The sequence below is a fragment of the Sphingobacterium paludis genome, from assembly GCF_004364125.1.
Taxonomy (GTDB): Bacteria; Bacteroidota; Bacteroidia; order Sphingobacteriales; family Sphingobacteriaceae; genus Sphingobacterium; species Sphingobacterium paludis.
The window spans coordinates 18,174-34,628 of record NZ_SNZV01000004.1 but is presented as its reverse complement, the minus strand read 5'-3'; the positions used below and the strand labels follow the sequence as shown (position 1 = coordinate 34,628).

The window sequence follows — 16,455 nt, the reverse complement described above, 5'->3', positions numbered from 1 at the left end:
AAAAAAAGATTATCGTCGGCTATTCGTGACAACAAGTGTTAAAATACTTATGATGACGCTGGACACGGAGATTAATACATTGGTATTTTGACCTAAGCTGGAACTGCGAATTTGCGCACCATTCGGTTCCACATATAGCACATCGTTTTGCGCTAAATAGTAGTAAGGAGATGCCAGAAGCGAATCAGATGTTAAATCTAAACGCTCCATTTTTTTCTCGCCGTTTGTTTCTCGAATTAGAAGTACATTACTTCGAACCCCCCTAATAGTCATATCGCCGGCGAGTCCTAACGCTTCTAAAACGGTGACGCGTTCTTGAGGAAGAGTATAGCTGCCAGGCCTAGTTACTTCCCCCAATAATGTCACTTTAAAGTTAGCGAAGGTCAGATTTACACCAGGATCAACAATATACTTACTTAATTCTTTACGAAGCAGATCTGTAGCTTGCAAGCGTGTTAACCCACCGATTTTAAGCTTACCCAATACAGGAAAATCAATCTCGCCTTTATTATCTACAAGATATGTAGGTTTGAAAGTAAAGTCTTGGCCAGCAGCCGCATTCATCTGATAAGGATTCTGCTGGTTAAAGGGTATTGTTGCCTTAATATCGGCGGCCGATACGGCTATGGTAATCAAGTCTTCTTGCTGAATTTTCGGAGCAAATTGTTCATATATCTCATCAGAAATTGTTCCGGACTTCTGGAGGTAAACAATATTCTTCTTCGAAGCGCAGGAGGCTAATGTGGCTAGTAGCACCAATAGCAAAAAAAATTTCTTCATTAATACGGTATAATTATATATCAATATTTATTTTTTGTAGTAAAGTTTCTCGCAAAAATAACGTTTTTTATATTACAATGACTCCCGCTTAGTAAAATAATCGATGGGCCAAGTATAATCATCGTTCGCGGCATGTTCTATACCATAATTGGCAAAAACGAGAAGCTCACTCTCAGGCATGGTGGCTTGAAAAGCAGTACCATAGCCTGCCGGCACATGAATAACGTTCATCTCTTCGGAAACCAATGATATTTTCTTTACGGTAAGCCCTGTGGATGCGTTCTCCCAATCATCAATCTCAACAACATCAAGTGAAAAACCACCGGCCAGTACATAAAACCATCGGTCTTCAATACGATGTGCACGCCAACCTCGTATTAAGGCTGTGTCCGCGTTTTTAATAATATAAAAACGCTTTACTAAACTCATATCGAAGTCGTTTACAAAGCGAATATGTCCGCGTTGATCCTGGGCTATTCCCCCTTTTATAATGTTCATCTTTTTAAGGTCTGCGTTATATTTTGTGTCATGAATTTTCGCTTACTGAGCAAAAATCCCTCCATAGTTTCGGTGTGATCATACCAATTCTTTCTAGCGTACATAACGTTTTATTATATAGCCTTTTCCGATAAGATATGCTATACTTAGCAATAAGAGCAGGCTAACTGAAACCAAAATCTGTAACGCAAAACTTTGCTGTGCAAAATACAAGACCGACATACCAATTAAAAATTGAGCCATTCCGTACGAAAAGGAAATGAGCAATTTATCTACACCTGCCTCGTTGCCCAAATACTGATATAGATGCGAGCGATGCGCTTTGAAAATATTTTCTCCTCGACGTAAACGTTGTATAATCGTCCAAACGGTGTCTATACCATATACACAGAGGAAGAGCATATAGATTATGTTTCCAGTTTTTAATATCAACGCCCCCAATGCAAACAATAGAATAAAAGCTATACTTACAGAGCCGACATCACCCGCAAAGCATCTGGCGTTACGCCTGAAGTTAAAAAAAGCAAACACCAGAACAGAAAGAATTGTAAAAATCAACAGATCCTGGTCAATAAACTGTATGCTATGGTTAGCCAAAACAAGTAAAGCTCCTATAGACAAACTATAGCAAGCCGTAATGCCATTGATGCCATCCATAAAGTTGTAGGCATTGATTACTCCAACAATGATAATAAACGTAATAAGTAATACATACCAAGGCATTTCAAACACATTCAATTCATAAGCCATAAGTAGTACAGCGGAGAAGTGAATCAACAGACGTAGTTTGTTAGAAAGCGTGAAAACATCATCCAAAAATGACACGATCGTCATTAAGGTTAATCCTAGGAAAAACCATGGGTAAAGGAAACCAGATACGAGAAAATATGCTAACCCGGCGAAATAAAATACAATGCCGCCCCCCCGTAGAGTAACGGTGCTGTGTGAGCTGCGCTGATTAGGCTTATCCACAATATTGAATTGCGAAGCAAAACGAAAATAAAGTATTTCAAGAACAAAAAGCAAAAGCAAAACTATAGCGTAATTCATCTTAAAAAGATTTGGGGTTAGTGAATGACTTAATTGTCTTTTCTAATCCATAAGCCGCCGTATTGGGCAGCTTTTCAATACGTAACGCCCTCTTTACTTTCGAATTAGAAACGACGTAAGACTCCGTTAGCTTTTTTAACCGCTCCGTATTCAATGGTAACCTTAGCTTATCACCTAAGGATGCAATAGCTTTCACCAAACTCGAGGGAACATACCAAAACTTCGGCTCGAGTCCCAATGTTCTTGACATTAATTCCACTAAAGAGTTAGTAGACAACGATTCGTCGTCTGCAATATTATATACACCTGAAGGCACATCACGTTGCTCAAGCATCTTATGTATAATGAAATTAAGGTTATCAATCCCGAGAAATGATCTTCTATTATCGAATGATGCAAGAGGCCAAGGGATACCTTTCCGGACAACCTTGTAAAGCAAGGTAAGATTCCCTTTATTGCCCGGCCCGTGAATCATACAAGGACGAATAATAAATATACGTTTCCCGGCGGAAATTGTCTTTCCCAAAAGGTATGCTTCCGCTTCCCACTTGGACTTACCATATGCCGTGAGAGGATTCCCGATTACATTTTCTAAAAGTTCGTCATCTACTGTATCAGCAACCGCTTTAACAGAAGAAAAATAAAAAAAATCTCGTATATCTGACTGCAAAAATTCATCAAATAACTCCATTGTCAAGTCACGATTTACTTTGAAATATACTTCTGGATCAGACGTATTTTTGGTATCATGTGCTTTACCTGCCAAGTGTATAACAGCATCCGCATTTCTCACCAGCTGCTCTTTCCAATTCGAACGGAGGGAAAGCCCGCTTACGTCCCAGTTGTATTTAGCAAGAAAGCCACTTAGATTTTGTCCAACAAAACCGCTGACACCGGTTATTATAATCTTCATAATTTGAGAGCTCCCTCCAATTTATTCAATACGATGTTCCTATCAAACTCGCGGTTAAAATATCGTAACCCACGTTTTCCTAGTTCTTCTCGTTGACCTTCAGAACGCTCATATAGCTCTATCACATTTTCTACAAGACCTGTCACATCTTCAGCAGGACTTGCTAAACCGGCACCTGACTCAACAACTATTTTAGCTCCTTCACCATCTAAACTAGCAAGAATAGGTTTACCACATGCTAGGTAGGACTGTACTTTTGATGGAATTGTCAAAGAAAAAATGTAATCTCTTCTTAGGGATACATATAAAGCATCTGCATGTGAAAAAAAATGACTCATCTCTTCAGGAGGAAATTTACCTAAAAAGTGAATGCTATCCGAGAGATCATAGCGCCTAACCTGCTCCTCCATTATGGGTCGATATCTTCCATCACCAATCATTACCCATTGTATCACGTAGCCCTTATTTTTTAATATTTTGGCAGCTTCCAGCATTGTATTTAGACTTTGGGCTTCACCTATGTTTCCCGCAAACATTATCTTAAATCCTTTTGGAAGCAATGACGCAAATTTTGGCGAAGCTGCCATCGGATGGTAGTACCCCTCGGTGCTGTTAGGAACGTAAAGAATCTTTTCTCCTTTTACGCCTTGGTTCAGAATGTAGTCTTTAAATGTTCGGGATTGTACTAAAACATACTTTGCATGATTATAAATCTTACGGGTTAGCCAATCAAAAAAACGTAGGACAAACTTATTCTTAACGCCCCCCGCTGCTGTTAGACTAGCTGGCCACAAATCCTGAACCCAAAAAGAGTAAGACGCTCCAAACTTTCTTTTAGCCACCATCGCAGGTATACCTACCGTGATTGGAGAAGGCTCGAAAACTAATATTGTATCTATTTTCTCTTTTATACTAGACACTTTCAACGATGCTGAAAACGCAAATGAAAAATAATTCTTTAATAAATCAATCCCGCGACCTTTACCTCGGGGTGTCAAACGACTCCTATAAATATAGATGCCCTCCCAAATTTCGTCAGAAGGTTGGGCGGTATAGCCATCAAAAAAAGTTCCAGAAGGATAGTTCGGTATTCCTGTAAGCACAGACACTTTATGTCCTCGCTCCTTGAGTCCTAACGCGATATCGTTGATTCTGAAATTTTCAGGCCAAAAATATTGAGTAATAATTAGTATATGCATCAATTTAATTTGTAGTCGTATAACTGACTATTTTGCAGCATCCAGCTACGTTGGTCGTTGAGCATCTGCTCATAGGATGGCACAATATAGTTAAAATCAGCACGAACACTTCGCAAGCTCTTGTCAATCTGATACCCATCAAACGGCACAATCTGCATAAATCCGTCACGAAATATATTGTTAAATAGCTGCAGTAAACTGTATTTGTCAATCTTTTCTTCATGGGCAACTTGAATTAGGCCTGAAATATCTTGCTTTAATATTTCATCAATAACTCTGGCTAATTCTAAAGTAGTAATTCCAGACCAAAAGGCTCTATTGTAACCTTTGATAGTATCCGATTCTGATTGCTTCATAAACCAATGAAAAAGCCCGATGCCGTTAGTGTTAAGTTCCGGACCAATGATAGATGTTCGAACGGTCACATCCTTTTTATTATCTAATTCTCCTAAAGCTTTGGATTGGGCATAGAAACCCACACCGTTTTTAAAATCTAGTTCAGTATAATTGCCTTCTTTCCCTGAAAATACACAATCAGTACTGATATGAACTACGCGTGTTTCGGTACCAGCAGTAATCTCTTCAAGATAGTGGGGGAAATAGCTATTAAACCATATCGCTTTACTTGGGTTATCTTCAGCGTCTGCATTTAAGATCCCAATGCAATTGATGATGGCATAAAAGTTATTCTCCTGCACGATTTTTTTTAATGCCGATGTATCACTTACATCCACGTTGAAAACCGAGTCTGAAGCTACAACTCCACGTGCCAATCCATAAACATCGTAATTGCTTAACGTTGGTAACACATTGTAAAGCATGTGCCCAGCCATACCTTTTATTCCTATTATAAGTATTTTTTTCATACTACTTGTCCCATATTACTTTGTCTACGATGGAGGTATAGCTCATAATAGCCTTTATTACTCGATCTGATGTATTAGTGACTTCATACTCAAAGGGCAGTTTTGCAGATTTATCAAACAATCCCATAGCTACGTCGATCGCATTAAGCATTTGATCCTTTGATATGCCACCCAAAACAATCGTGCCAGCATCAATTGCTTCTGGTCGTTCGGTACTGGTTCGTATACTCACCGCTGGAAATTGCATCATTGCCGACTCTTCACTAATAGTTCCACTGTCAGATAGAACGACCATTGCACTTTTTTGTAGCTTCACATAATCAAAAAAACCAAGGGGAGCTACGTTTTTGATGAGTGGATGGAAGCTGACGTTTTTCAGCGCGATGCGATTCTTTGTCCGGGGATGCGTAGAGAAAATCAATGGCACCTTAAATTTCTCAGCAACTGCATTTAACGATTCAACGAGTTGCTCAAAGTGGTCACCTAAATCAATATTCTCTTCGCGATGAGCGCTAACTACGATAAAACGTCCCTCTTCCAGATTTAGTTGAGATACAATATTACTACTTTGTATGCTGTCTTTATACTTATCGAGCACTTCTTTGAGTGGCGATCCAGTGACAAAAACGTGATCTTTGCGGAAGCCTTCGCTTAGCAGGTAGCGTCGACTGTTTTCTGTGTAAGTCAGGTTTATGTCGCTAATATGATCCGATATTTTACGATTTATTTCCTCCGGTACATTCTGATCGAAACACCTATTCCCTGCCTCCATATGGAATATAGGTATTTTTAGGCGCTTTGCAGCGATTGTGCTTAGCACACTATTCGTATCGCCTAGCACAAGCAATGCGTCTGGCTTCTCCTTCGTCAACACATCGAAAGACTTAGCGATAACGTTGCCTATAGTTTCACCGAGATGAGCTCCTGCGACACTTAGAAAATAATCTGGGCGGCGTAAGCCTAGATTCTCAAAAAAAATTTCGTTGAGTTCGTAATCATAATTTTGTCCAGTATGAATTAAAACATGCTCGAAATACGTATCACATTTCTTAATGCATTCGGCCAAACGAATAATTTCTGGTCTGGTTCCTAGTATAGTGGCTACTTTCAATTTCTTCATATTATATGCTACTTAAATTGCTGAAAAGGCTTAATTTTTGAAGTAATCGTATAACTCCATCGATGTCTTCTCTTTTTGTATTGTGCGAATTGTAATCTTCTACGTCATCCTTAATTTCTTTGCCCTCAGAAAAATATTTTGCATAATTCAGATCGCGGTTATCAGCTGGAATTCGATAGAAGTCGCCCATATCCTCCGCCTTTAACATTTCTTCTCTTGTGCAAAGGGTTTCATAAAGCTTCTCTCCATGACGCGTCCCAATTATCTTCACATCATTTTCAGCACCAGTTATTCTTAATATCGCCGCAGCCAAATCCCCTATCGTGGCAGCAGGCGCTTTATTAACAAACAAGTCACCAGGTCTGCCGTTCTCGAACGCGAAAAGCACCAATTCAACGGCTTCCTCCAAAGACATTAAGAACCTTGTCATGGTTGCATCTGTTACGGTTAAGGGTTCTCCCTTTTCTATCTGTGAAAGAAATAGTGGTATAACCGACCCTCGAGACGCCATTACGTTTCCATAGCGAGTCAAACAGACGACCGTATTTTTTAGATTGCGAGCTTCTGCAACGGCCACTTTCTCCATCATAGCTTTCGAAATACCCATCGCATTGATAGGATACGCAGCCTTATCAGTAGACAAACATATCACTTTCTCGACATCATTCGCTGCTGCGGCACGGATAACATTTTGCGTTCCATAAACATTCGTCTGGACAGCTTGCATGGGAAAAAATTCGCAAGATGGCACCTGTTTAAGAGCCGCAGCGTGGAATACGTAATCCACACCTTTCATCACGTACTCTACACTTGTATAATCCCGGACATCTCCAATAAAAAACTTAATCTTATTGTTTTTATAAAGATTCCGCATATCATCTTGCTTTTTCTCATCCCGCGAAAATATCCTAATTTCTGCAAAATGATCTGTATCCAAAAAACGATTGAGCACAGCTGTTCCGAAGGATCCTGTGCCCCCGGTTATTAATAACACTTTATCTTTTATTTCCATTTTTAGTTATTTTAATAAATCTACCATATCCTCTATTTGATTATGAATCTTTTGTACACTTGCAGCAACATTTCCTCGAGATTCGACTAATTTCTGATAGATGTCGGCTTCATCCTGGGGATCGAAAACCAGACTTGGCGTACAAACTTGGTGCATGTAGGGCAAATTTGCACCAATCACCTTGCAACCTCCCTCTATAGCCTCAACTATCCCTAACCCGAAACTTTCCGCTAAGGAGGGAAACACTAAGTATTCGTGTTCTGCGTAAGCTTGTGATAATCTTGCTCTATCCACAAAACCAATATTACGGATAGGATAACCGGCTTCAATTTTAGCAGAAATCATATCTACAACATCTGGATAATCGTTATTGACTGTCACTGTAAGACATCCCTCCTGAAACTCATCAAAGTATTTACAGAATGCGGTTATCAATAACTTATGGTTCTTGTGAGGTGTTGCATTGCTAACGTATATAAAGGTCCCCTTAACTCGATCTGGAGATTGAACCGGATCTAAAGGAGGATAAAATGGTACTACCCACACGTTACTTGCTGCCAAAGAAAATTTTTGCACTAATCCTTCTTTTATGCGGTTGTTTTGGACCAGCCAATAATTCGTGTTTTTTTTAGCGCTTCGTAGAATCCATGTTTTAATGACAAATAGCAAACGTTGCACCAGGCCAAATTCCCTAGGTATTGCTAAATACATCGGGTTATGAAAGTATGTATAAACCTGAGCCGGTAATCCAATGTTTGGTGGTATATTTCCAAAACAAAGCACCTTTGAAAACTTATTTCCAAACTTTCTATAATAGTTGGATCGATCAATAAATCCATTACAAAAAATTACACTGTGGTTGGTAAATTTTTTCATATCATAACTATGTCGAAGTCGCTCATCAAGCAGAAAAGTAAATGTAGACTTTTCATCAGCTCGGCATAGGGAAGTAATTAGATAATCTAGGAGTACTTTTCCGCCGCCGTTGTTTATGAATATGGCATCTATAAGCGTCATACTATTTTAGTAAGATAAGTGTGTAAAAATAAAGTGTCTGAATAAGCTTTTCTTTCCTAAAACTGTTTTTCCAAAGGTACAATATGGATCTAATCCCGCCTTTGTTTGTATGGTTTACGTAGTCTTGGATAAGAATTTTGTTTTGTTTACTTATCCAATCCTTACTATGTATCAAAAAGTCGGAAAACATAATATTCCGCTGTGTAAAATATTGTAAATCCTTATCACTTTTTATCAAACGATTCATTCTTCCAAAGAAGGATGATCGATGTACATTTCCCGACACGTTACTTTCGTGTTGCCTGTAGTACATCAATGCTTTATCAATATATGAAATGGCTGCACCTAAACTAATAGCATTTAGTACAATCCAGTAATCGTGATTTTCAGCAGAATTTGCTATGGGCATACTTTTCTTTAATAAAGCTTGATTAACCATCATCGTACAGCCATACACAGGGTTTTCTAGTAAAATATGCTTTATATCAAAATTTTTCCTTGAATAGTCAGGATACGGCCTATGCAATTCGCAGCCGTCACCATCCACTAATTTTTGCGTGCTATAAACAAGACAGTATTGATGACTTCCTTCAATTTTCAACATCTGCTTTAACGTTTCGTCGATCTTATTGGGAAACCAGATGTCATCCTGATCGCAGTACATAAAGTAAGGTGCTGCGTCCACATGTTCCGCCGACAATACGTGAAAACTCTGACAGGATCGAAGGTTTCTACTACCGATCGTCAACATTATTCGGTCATCTTTTGCCATAAATTCACGAATGATATCAGTGGTTTCGTCAGTTGAGCAATCGTCGCGTATATATAGTTTCCACTCAACTATTGTTTGATCAACGATGCTCTGTAATTGTTCTCTGATGTATTTAGCACCGTTGTATGTGCTCATAAGTATCGCTATCATGATTTTTTCAGCTTTGTATAGTTGGTGAATCCCAGCATGAGAAACAGGGGCCAAAGATGATCGAAAGCAGCTAAGTATGGGTTGGATGCATTCGCAACTAAAAAGCATAGAAGTCCAATTAAATGCGGCAGTAAGGAGATTTCTCCTTTCGATATCAATGATACGGCAAAGTATACTATGCAAATAAGCATTGTACTGTAATATATAATCCCTGACAACCCAGTCTGATACAGCATAGCCAAATAAGACAATTCGTATATCCATGGTGTATCATAACTTCTTATAACATATTGACTACTTGTCCCTAAACCAGATCCAAAAATAGGATAGTCAAAAAAGCTTTGAATTAATCCAACAGATTGGCTACCGCGAACACGTGATGACTCATCACGTTGCGTGTCAAAACCCTGTAAAAAAGAATCAAGTAACGCGTCAAAATTTAAAATTTGAGTCTGTATTAATAGGAGCATTAACACAAAAACCGCTCCTATCATCAGCGCAATATTTGTAATTAGGGACTTGCGAAGGGATGCAGAAACAGTGGACGGTTTAAAAGTCAAAAACAATACTAGCAAGACTGGCGCCAAAAGGACGTTTAGGATGAGAGCTCTTCGTCCCGAGACGACCATAGCGATGAGTCCTACCAACAATCCCGCCAACAATATGAAAACGGAATTTCCCTCTTGCTTGCCTTGCTTTAGTAATAAGTAACAAATCAAGAAAGGTAATAAGTACATTAGGGAGGTTATAGAAGGATCAAAAAGCTGTACTGAAGCATCATACTTTCCTTCAACAAGTTTCGTGTTAAAGAATAATTCAACCGGAATTGGCAATATACGTAGGTACGCCAACGCAGCGAATAACATGTAAACGCCTATAAACAGCACACTGTAGATCAATGTCTTATTTATAGGTTTCATTATATCTTCCCATTGTGAAAAAAGCGGCATTAGGAAAAGAAAAAAGAAAGGCCAAATTACCGTTACTGTCGATGCCTTAAGTACATTTCCAATCTGCATAGGATGGTTTATAAGTCCAACGAAAGTGTAGAATATGCCAAAAAAAATGAGCAATAAGTACAGAATAAATACTGATCGATGTATGGTGACAGTTTTAGTAAGCACGATTACTGAAAGCCCCGCAACAGCCAGAATAATCATAATTAATACTTTAACGGGATACAACGAAAAAGGGGCTACGTTGCATAAAAATAATAATATACACCATGCCGTTAATAATTTCGCCCTACTTCTTGACCCTGATGTCAAATCCATATTATCATCTCTATGGTAAACCTATTGTTAAAAAGTGTTTTGATTAAATAAGACTCCATCGATAACATATCTTCTTCAATAGAGATGCATTTCTCAGGGAAACAAAGTTATTTAATACCTTGACGTTACCGCCGAAAACGTACTTGCCATAATCTTTTTGAAAGCTTATGCCTTGCTCAATCATAGGTGTTAGGTATGAATTGTTCCTTATCCGATTAACAAAGTCCTTAGCTCTGCTGCGAAGCGTTATTACGTTTTTTTCAGTGACGGATGCGGAGTGACTTCGGTAGCTCATAAGCTTTTCATCCAGATATATCGCTTTACCAAAACCATAAGCTATTAATGCTATGAGATAGTCGTGCATAATAATTCTGTCCATATTACTTTTCAAAACGGCGTCCTTCATTCCTCGATTAATTAGACATGTGCAACCCGTGACAATGTTGTTTAATAATATACTTCGGAAAGTCACGGCTGTCGGCCTAAGGCCACGAATTTTTAAAAAGGAAGGCGCGATTACGTTATCATGACTATCAATTACCAATGAATCATGAAAAATCACAGTAGGTGTTGAAAAATCAGGAATTTTGCACATCTCTTTAATTTGAGATTCTAATTTCGAAGTCATCCAAATATCGTCTTGATCGCATAAAGCTATGAAATCATTGTTAGTCAAAGATATCGCTTTCCTAAATGACTGGTTGGAACCCATATTGCGTTCATTCACATAAAGCTTTATAAATTTATATTTAGCCATAAATTCCTCAATAACTGAAATAGTATCGTCGGAGGAACAATCATCTACGATAATAATCTCTGAAACCGGATAGGATTGATTTACGATAGAAACTAGCTGTTTGCGCAGATAGCGCCCCCCGTTATAAGTACATAGCGCAACTGAAATTTCGTTCATATTTCTTTCAAATTTAACAAAAAAGACTTATTTAAGAATACCAGCGATATCGGCTAAAGCATTATCAGCCATCATCTTCTGTATTATATTCATATTTTTTATGCTCCGACGAGCTGGAAGATTATGCAATTGATCTAATTTGAGGTATTCGTAACCTAAGGCATCAAAATCCCCAATATTCTCTTCTAACACAATCGGAGTCATTCCATAAAACATGTATTCAATAAGTTTCGTAGGGCAAGCAACCCTATTCACAATGATATCGTCTCTTAATATGAAACCATAGTGACATTTGGCATATATTTCTCCCAGCTTATCCGGAGGTAAACTCATAATTTCAATATTGGACACTACGCTAATCTTGTCCTGAACGGCTTTCTTCATCTTATCGAGTTCGCCAGTAAGAATGTAAAACCGATAGTTCTCTTCGTGCACTAGATTAGCTATTGCGCTTAACATAAGATCGACATTTTGCCACTTTTGCATATTTCCGGAATAAACAAAATTTACCGTATCAGTAATTGGCTTAGGCATATTGACAACTCCTCTCAAGTGTTTAGGAAAAATGCAATATTTAACATAAGGAAATTCTATTCCTTGGTATTTTTCCTTATAGTAGTTTGCCATTGCATCTGTTACTGTAACCAGCGTAATAGATTTCTTTCGGAACAGAGCCTTTTCAACGTGTGACAAATAGCGAGCTAATCGATTATTTCCTAAAAACTCCTCTTCTTCCGGAACAACGCCATGCAGATCGAGAACAATGGGTATACGCAGAAATTTTAGAAAAAAGAAGTGACACCCCCCTGCGTAGTAAAGAGAGTGGATATAAGCGCTTGTGGCCTGCCTAAACAAACGAGTAATTAGAAAAAAATGTATAAAAAAATTTAACCTAAAAACGCTAAGATTCCCTTCATGACGATGATATTTCTTCCTGTAATATCGCAGTGATATGGATAGATATGTGCGCTCCCTGTTGGCGACTAAAGCATCGATGCTTGAAACCCGTTGAAAAAGGCCTTCTTTGCTATTGTCCGAATCCGGATATGGTGCTAGAAATAATATCATTTAACGTAGATTCTTTATGTAGTTAATAATACGTGAACACGCCTGACCATCACCGTATGGATTATGAAGCTGGCTCATCTGCTTATACCTTTCGCTATTTTTTAGTAAGCTGTCCGCTTCATTTACTATTTTTTCCTCATCTGTACCGACTAGAATAACAGTTCCAGCTGCCACGGCTTCAGGACGTTCTGTATCTTCTCGCATAACTAAAACGGGTTTACCTAAACTTGGTGCTTCTTCTTGTACGCCGCCGGAATCTGTAATGATTATATAAGCTTGAGCCATTAACCAAACAAATGCAGGATAAGATAATGGAGCTATCAAATGTACGTTAGGCAGGTCAGAAAGAAGGTTATAAACAGGCTCTCTGACGTTTGGATTCAAATGCACAGGGTAGATAATCTGTACATCAGGATGTAAAGCTGCTATCCGTTTTAACGCATTGCATATGCTCAAAAACCCGTCGCCATGATTTTCTCTACGATGCCCTGTAACCAAGATTATTTTTTCATGCCCCTCAGTAATGTGTTTAAGCGCCGTTATCTCATCCGTTTCTAAATCTTCAACAAGTTCCGCGCTATACAATAATGCATCTATGACGGTGTTTCCTGTGACAACTATTGTGTTTTCCTGCACGTTTTCCTGTAATAAATTAGCTCTTGACTGACCCGTCGGTGCAAAATGGTGATCCGCGATACGACCAGTAATTTGCCTGTTCATTTCCTCCGGGAAAGGTGACCATTTCTTGTTTGTACGAAGGCCGGCTTCCACATGGCAGACTTTTGCTCCAGAATAAAATGAAGCAATACTAGCTGCCATAGTCGTTGTTGTGTCTCCGTGTACAAAGACATAGTCTGGATTATATTCTTGCAATACAGGCTGCATCTCAGTTATGATAGAGGCCGTGAGATCGTAGAGATTCTGACCTGGCTTCATAAGATCAAGATCATAATCAGGTGTTATATCGAAGAACGCCAAAACTTGGTCTAGCATCTCACGATGTTGAGCAGTGACGCATACCTTAGTTTCGAATTCTGTTTCCCTTTTGAACGCATTGACAAGGGGAGCCATTTTAATTGCCTCTGGTCTTGTCCCGAATACTATTAAATTTTTAACCATCTCTTAATACTATAATAAATAGATTTTAATATGTAAATTCCCCTTCCCTGTCCGAACTTTGATTCGCGAATATCTGAAAGTGTTAACTGTACTTCTTGCGCAACTTGTAAAAATTTAGTAGATACGCTGCTCTCTGAATGGAACTGCATGAAGTAATGCAGACACAATTCCGCATGTTTTGCAATTTCTCCATTCTTAAGAAGAGAAATTAAACCATTCATATCAAATGGATAATCCACATCTATCTTATATTCATCGCCTACTGAAAATTCTTCCGACTGATAAAGGAATCTAAACCTATTACTTACTGGAATAGTAGAATACGAAAAATCAACCAATACCGTTGCTACATTTAGAGAAGCGCATTCAAGCGAGGACGTGCCCATTGCGAACATCAAATCAATGTTCTCAACCAAATATTGATCAAGTTCCGCTCCCGACAATATTCCTACGAATATAATTTCCAAATTTGAAGCATGGGGTTCATGCAAAACACTTTCTTTCATATCACCGTCTCCAATAATATGAAAGGTTATACTTTCTTCAGGGTGATTCCGCAAATAGGAGTTGCTATGTCTAATAACATTTATCAACGCATTGGTCTTTTCTACACACAAACGTCCCACCCAACCAAATGAATACGATTTTTTACTAAACGTAGTATTATAGCTTTTAGAAAGCCTTGGAGATCGCGAAAAAATAGGAAGATAATCGACCTCCAAAAGTGAAAGGTAGAATATGTCTTTCTGTATGTGGAAATTCGGGCCATCCATAAAATGGATTCCGTTAAGATGGATGAAATTTTCCAAATTGGTTCCGTACTGTCGATAAGTATCAGCCGTAGCTGCATGATTATTTGCCAACACCATCTCTTTTAGTCCAAATGGATGCGTAGACCAAAGAAACACATGGGGATTCCCTAAACAAAATCGGGCAACTTCAAAGATAGAGGATAAAGGAGTTATTAATAAACCATCATCTGATAGGTGCACAAATTTATATGTGTCGTAGAAAATAACTTTTATAGAATCATTATTATTCGAAATCTCTTGTGATACAAAACCGTCTTTGAAATCCACATAGTGTATTTGTACTTCGGGGGGCAATGTATCTGATAAAATACGCGCTAATCGTAAAAATAGCATTTCTGCTCCACCAATTAATCTACTTGGATAGAAAAATGTTATTGTTTTATAGTTGAACGGGAACATATCCATTGCAAATTTATACGCGTCTTAATTTTTGTCTTATAAAATTTGCTATCCCAAGTTTTGCGTCAAGGATTCTGAATGAAAATGCAAAAGAAGCTATAGCGAAAATGATAGATATGTATTTGTAAGAGTTTTCAATTACTATCATCATCACAAGACAAGGAATGAAACAACATAATTGTATTATAAAAATCCGCATAAACTCAGCATTTAGCTGGATACCGTAGATGCGTTTTGCAACAATTGAAACTTGTAGTAAGTATACTGCGTAGATGAAAAAGAAACTGATACCTAACCCACGAAGCCCGTCAAAATAATAGCCAGCACAGTTAAAAATCAAAAGATAAACGTTTGCTAAAGTTTCGTTCCAAAAAAATACACGGCTATCCCCTTTAGCAATGAATATAAAAGAAATGGCCCACGAAGCTACCTTAAATAGCATACCAAAAGCGGCCCAAATTAGCATGGAATCCATACTTAAAAATTCGTTTGTATAGAGTATTAATATACCCCATCTTACTCCCACCACGAAAATACATAATATGGGCGCAAGAATTAACACGCCTATCAAAGCTTGTTGATTAATTACTGTATTCGCTTCTTTCAAGTTGTCAGAAATAGCTGATAAGCGGGGAAAGTAATCAGTGCTCATTGCTGTAAAAACCATTCCCACATACGAATTAACGATCATAAAACCCGCATTATATAAGCCGAGATCAACCATACTACCAGTTTGAGCAATAAATAATCGGATCAAATGTGAGAATAAGGCGAGCATAAGCGAACTTAAACCGAGTATAAATCCTAACTTCAGCATATTGCTTCCCTGCTTAAACAGCTCTTTAAAGGCAATCCTCTTTATCTTTATCCTTAATTTTGAATAGTAGACTTGTGTAACAGCAAGGGTTGCGAACGCTGTGATAATTAGAGCAGGCACTATCCCGTTTTGCCCATATAGGTAATAGAGAGGAATCGTGATTACCAAAGAAACTGCAGCACCTATTACATTCGATAAAGCTAGGAATTTAATCCGTCTCATACCTTGTAAAAATACATTTTTACTAAGCGTCAACTGTCCTAGCAAAAGTGTGACGGATAAAATGGCAAAAGACCAGGAGTAGTCATAGTTTCCAAACGTTATCTTTGAAAGATAGGGAGACAAAATCAGCGTCACAAGTGCCCCAAATAATCCCGTGATCCAAAATAATCTATCTACTATTGATGCTGTTTCATGCAATTCATCTTCATCGTTTTTCTGATTGGCCTCAGCTATATCACGGATAGTGCTTGTACCTAAACCGAAGCTTGTAAATCCTGTCAGCAATGTTATTGTGGAGGTAAACATGGTCATTACCCCTATCCCTAATGGACCAAGAAGAATGGCCACTAACTTGGAACGCACAATAGATATAAGAATAAGAAACACTTGCACTCCACCGTAAATGGAAGTTGCTTTGAAAATTTGCTTATATGAAGATGAATCCTTAGGCATA

At 38.3% G+C, this 16,455-nt stretch carries 16 protein-coding genes; all 16 read right to left on the bottom strand.

All coding sequences use genetic code 11. From position 1 onward, the window contains the following. Positions 1-9: 9 nt before the first annotated feature. Positions 10-780, bottom strand: coding sequence for a polysaccharide biosynthesis/export family protein (locus tag B0I21_RS08430; protein ID WP_133640043.1), 771 nt, complete (start codon positions 778-780; stop codon positions 10-12). Between the two features lie 72 nt (positions 781-852). Next, a complete protein-coding gene (locus B0I21_RS08425) occupies positions 853-1,278 on the bottom strand; it encodes a sugar epimerase (protein WP_133640042.1) in 426 nt (141 codons plus the stop codon). A gap of 93 nt (positions 1,279-1,371) precedes the next feature. After that, positions 1,372-2,328, bottom strand: a complete 957-nt coding sequence (locus B0I21_RS08420) for an MraY family glycosyltransferase (RefSeq protein ID WP_133640041.1) — start codon at positions 2,326-2,328, stop codon at positions 1,372-1,374. Position 2,329: 1 nt separating this feature from the next. Further along, complete coding sequence (locus tag B0I21_RS08415) at positions 2,330-3,241, bottom strand: NAD-dependent epimerase/dehydratase family protein (protein WP_208292302.1); 912 nt, start codon at positions 3,239-3,241, stop codon at positions 2,330-2,332. Then, positions 3,238-4,440 carry a glycosyltransferase family 4 protein gene (locus B0I21_RS08410; protein WP_133640039.1) on the bottom strand — a complete coding sequence of 401 codons (1,203 nt, stop codon included), beginning with the start codon at positions 4,438-4,440 and terminating at the stop codon, positions 3,238-3,240. The genes B0I21_RS08415 and B0I21_RS08410 overlap by 4 nt, the downstream gene beginning before the upstream one ends. Beyond that, positions 4,440-5,306 carry a dTDP-4-dehydrorhamnose reductase family protein gene (locus B0I21_RS08405; protein ID WP_133640038.1) on the bottom strand — a complete coding sequence of 289 codons (867 nt, stop codon included), beginning with the start codon at positions 5,304-5,306 and terminating at the stop codon, positions 4,440-4,442. Before B0I21_RS08405 ends, B0I21_RS08410 begins: the two co-directional genes overlap by 1 nt. Position 5,307: 1 nt before the next feature. Continuing rightward, positions 5,308-6,426 carry a non-hydrolyzing UDP-N-acetylglucosamine 2-epimerase gene (gene wecB, locus B0I21_RS08400; protein ID WP_133640037.1) on the bottom strand — a complete coding sequence of 373 codons (1,119 nt, stop codon included), beginning with the start codon at positions 6,424-6,426 and terminating at the stop codon, positions 5,308-5,310. A gap of 1 nt (position 6,427) precedes the next feature. Then, positions 6,428-7,438 (bottom strand): polysaccharide biosynthesis protein, encoded by a 1,011-nt coding sequence (locus B0I21_RS08395; RefSeq protein ID WP_133640036.1) that lies wholly within the window; start codon positions 7,436-7,438, stop codon positions 6,428-6,430. Between the two features lie 6 nt (positions 7,439-7,444). Continuing rightward, positions 7,445-8,455, bottom strand: a complete 1,011-nt coding sequence (locus B0I21_RS08390) for a glycosyltransferase (protein ID WP_133640035.1) — start codon at positions 8,453-8,455, stop codon at positions 7,445-7,447. A gap of 1 nt (position 8,456) precedes the next feature. Beyond that, a complete protein-coding gene (locus B0I21_RS08385) occupies positions 8,457-9,377 on the bottom strand; it encodes a glycosyltransferase family 2 protein (RefSeq protein ID WP_166637816.1) in 921 nt (306 codons plus the stop codon). After that, complete coding sequence (locus B0I21_RS08380) at positions 9,374-10,537, bottom strand: O-antigen ligase family protein (protein ID WP_166637815.1); 1,164 nt, start codon at positions 10,535-10,537, stop codon at positions 9,374-9,376. The genes B0I21_RS08385 and B0I21_RS08380 overlap by 4 nt, the downstream gene beginning before the upstream one ends. A gap of 157 nt (positions 10,538-10,694) precedes the next feature. After that, positions 10,695-11,564: a glycosyltransferase family 2 protein gene (locus tag B0I21_RS08375; RefSeq protein ID WP_133640032.1), complete on the bottom strand. Its 870-nt coding sequence runs from the start codon at positions 11,562-11,564 to the stop codon at positions 10,695-10,697. Positions 11,565-11,591: 27 nt separating this feature from the next. Continuing rightward, entirely contained in the window at positions 11,592-12,632 is a 1,041-nt protein-coding gene (locus B0I21_RS08370) for a glycosyltransferase family protein (RefSeq protein WP_133640031.1), read from the bottom strand. Continuing rightward, entirely contained in the window at positions 12,633-13,751 is a 1,119-nt protein-coding gene (wecB, locus tag B0I21_RS08365; protein WP_133640030.1) for a non-hydrolyzing UDP-N-acetylglucosamine 2-epimerase, read from the bottom strand. It lies immediately after the preceding gene. Further along, a complete protein-coding gene (locus B0I21_RS08360) occupies positions 13,736-14,968 on the bottom strand; it encodes a glycosyltransferase family protein (protein WP_133640029.1) in 1,233 nt (410 codons plus the stop codon). The genes wecB (B0I21_RS08365) and B0I21_RS08360 overlap by 16 nt, the downstream gene beginning before the upstream one ends. A 7-nt stretch (positions 14,969-14,975) precedes the next feature. Further along, a complete protein-coding gene (locus tag B0I21_RS08355) occupies positions 14,976-16,454 on the bottom strand; it encodes an oligosaccharide flippase family protein (protein ID WP_133640028.1) in 1,479 nt (492 codons plus the stop codon). Position 16,455 lies beyond the last annotated feature (1 nt).

Excerpts from the sequence above, each read along its gene's own strand:
- B0I21_RS08415 (WP_208292302.1), bottom strand. The coding sequence starts at position 3,241 with ATGAAGATTATAATAACCGGTGTCAGCGGTTTTGTTGGACAAAATCTA.
- B0I21_RS08370 (WP_133640031.1), bottom strand. The coding sequence starts at position 12,632 with ATGATATTATTTCTAGCACCATATCCGGATTCGGACAATAGCAAAGAA.
- B0I21_RS08385 (WP_166637816.1), bottom strand. The coding sequence starts at position 9,377 with ATGATAGCGATACTTATGAGCACATACAACGGTGCTAAATACATCAGA.
- B0I21_RS08425 (WP_133640042.1), bottom strand. The coding sequence starts at position 1,278 with ATGAACATTATAAAAGGGGGAATAGCCCAGGATCAACGCGGACATATT.
- B0I21_RS08355 (WP_133640028.1), bottom strand. The coding sequence starts at position 16,454 with ATGCCTAAGGATTCATCTTCATATAAGCAAATTTTCAAAGCAACTTCC.
- B0I21_RS08390 (WP_133640035.1), bottom strand. The coding sequence starts at position 8,455 with ATGACGCTTATAGATGCCATATTCATAAACAACGGCGGCGGAAAAGTA.
- B0I21_RS08405 (WP_133640038.1), bottom strand. The coding sequence starts at position 5,306 with ATGAAAAAAATACTTATAATAGGAATAAAAGGTATGGCTGGGCACATG.
- B0I21_RS08360 (WP_133640029.1), bottom strand. The coding sequence starts at position 14,968 with ATGGATATGTTCCCGTTCAACTATAAAACAATAACATTTTTCTATCCA.
- B0I21_RS08375 (WP_133640032.1), bottom strand. The coding sequence starts at position 11,564 with ATGAACGAAATTTCAGTTGCGCTATGTACTTATAACGGGGGGCGCTAT.
- B0I21_RS08410 (WP_133640039.1), bottom strand. The coding sequence starts at position 4,440 with ATGCATATACTAATTATTACTCAATATTTTTGGCCTGAAAATTTCAGA.
- wecB (WP_133640030.1), bottom strand. The coding sequence starts at position 13,751 with ATGGTTAAAAATTTAATAGTATTCGGGACAAGACCAGAGGCAATTAAA.
- B0I21_RS08380 (WP_166637815.1), bottom strand. The coding sequence starts at position 10,537 with ATGATTATTCTGGCTGTTGCGGGGCTTTCAGTAATCGTGCTTACTAAA.
- B0I21_RS08420 (WP_133640041.1), bottom strand. The coding sequence starts at position 2,328 with ATGAATTACGCTATAGTTTTGCTTTTGCTTTTTGTTCTTGAAATACTT.
- wecB (WP_133640037.1), bottom strand. The coding sequence starts at position 6,426 with ATGAAGAAATTGAAAGTAGCCACTATACTAGGAACCAGACCAGAAATT.
- B0I21_RS08430 (WP_133640043.1), bottom strand. The coding sequence starts at position 780 with ATGAAGAAATTTTTTTTGCTATTGGTGCTACTAGCCACATTAGCCTCC.
- B0I21_RS08395 (WP_133640036.1), bottom strand. The coding sequence starts at position 7,438 with ATGGAAATAAAAGATAAAGTGTTATTAATAACCGGGGGCACAGGATCC.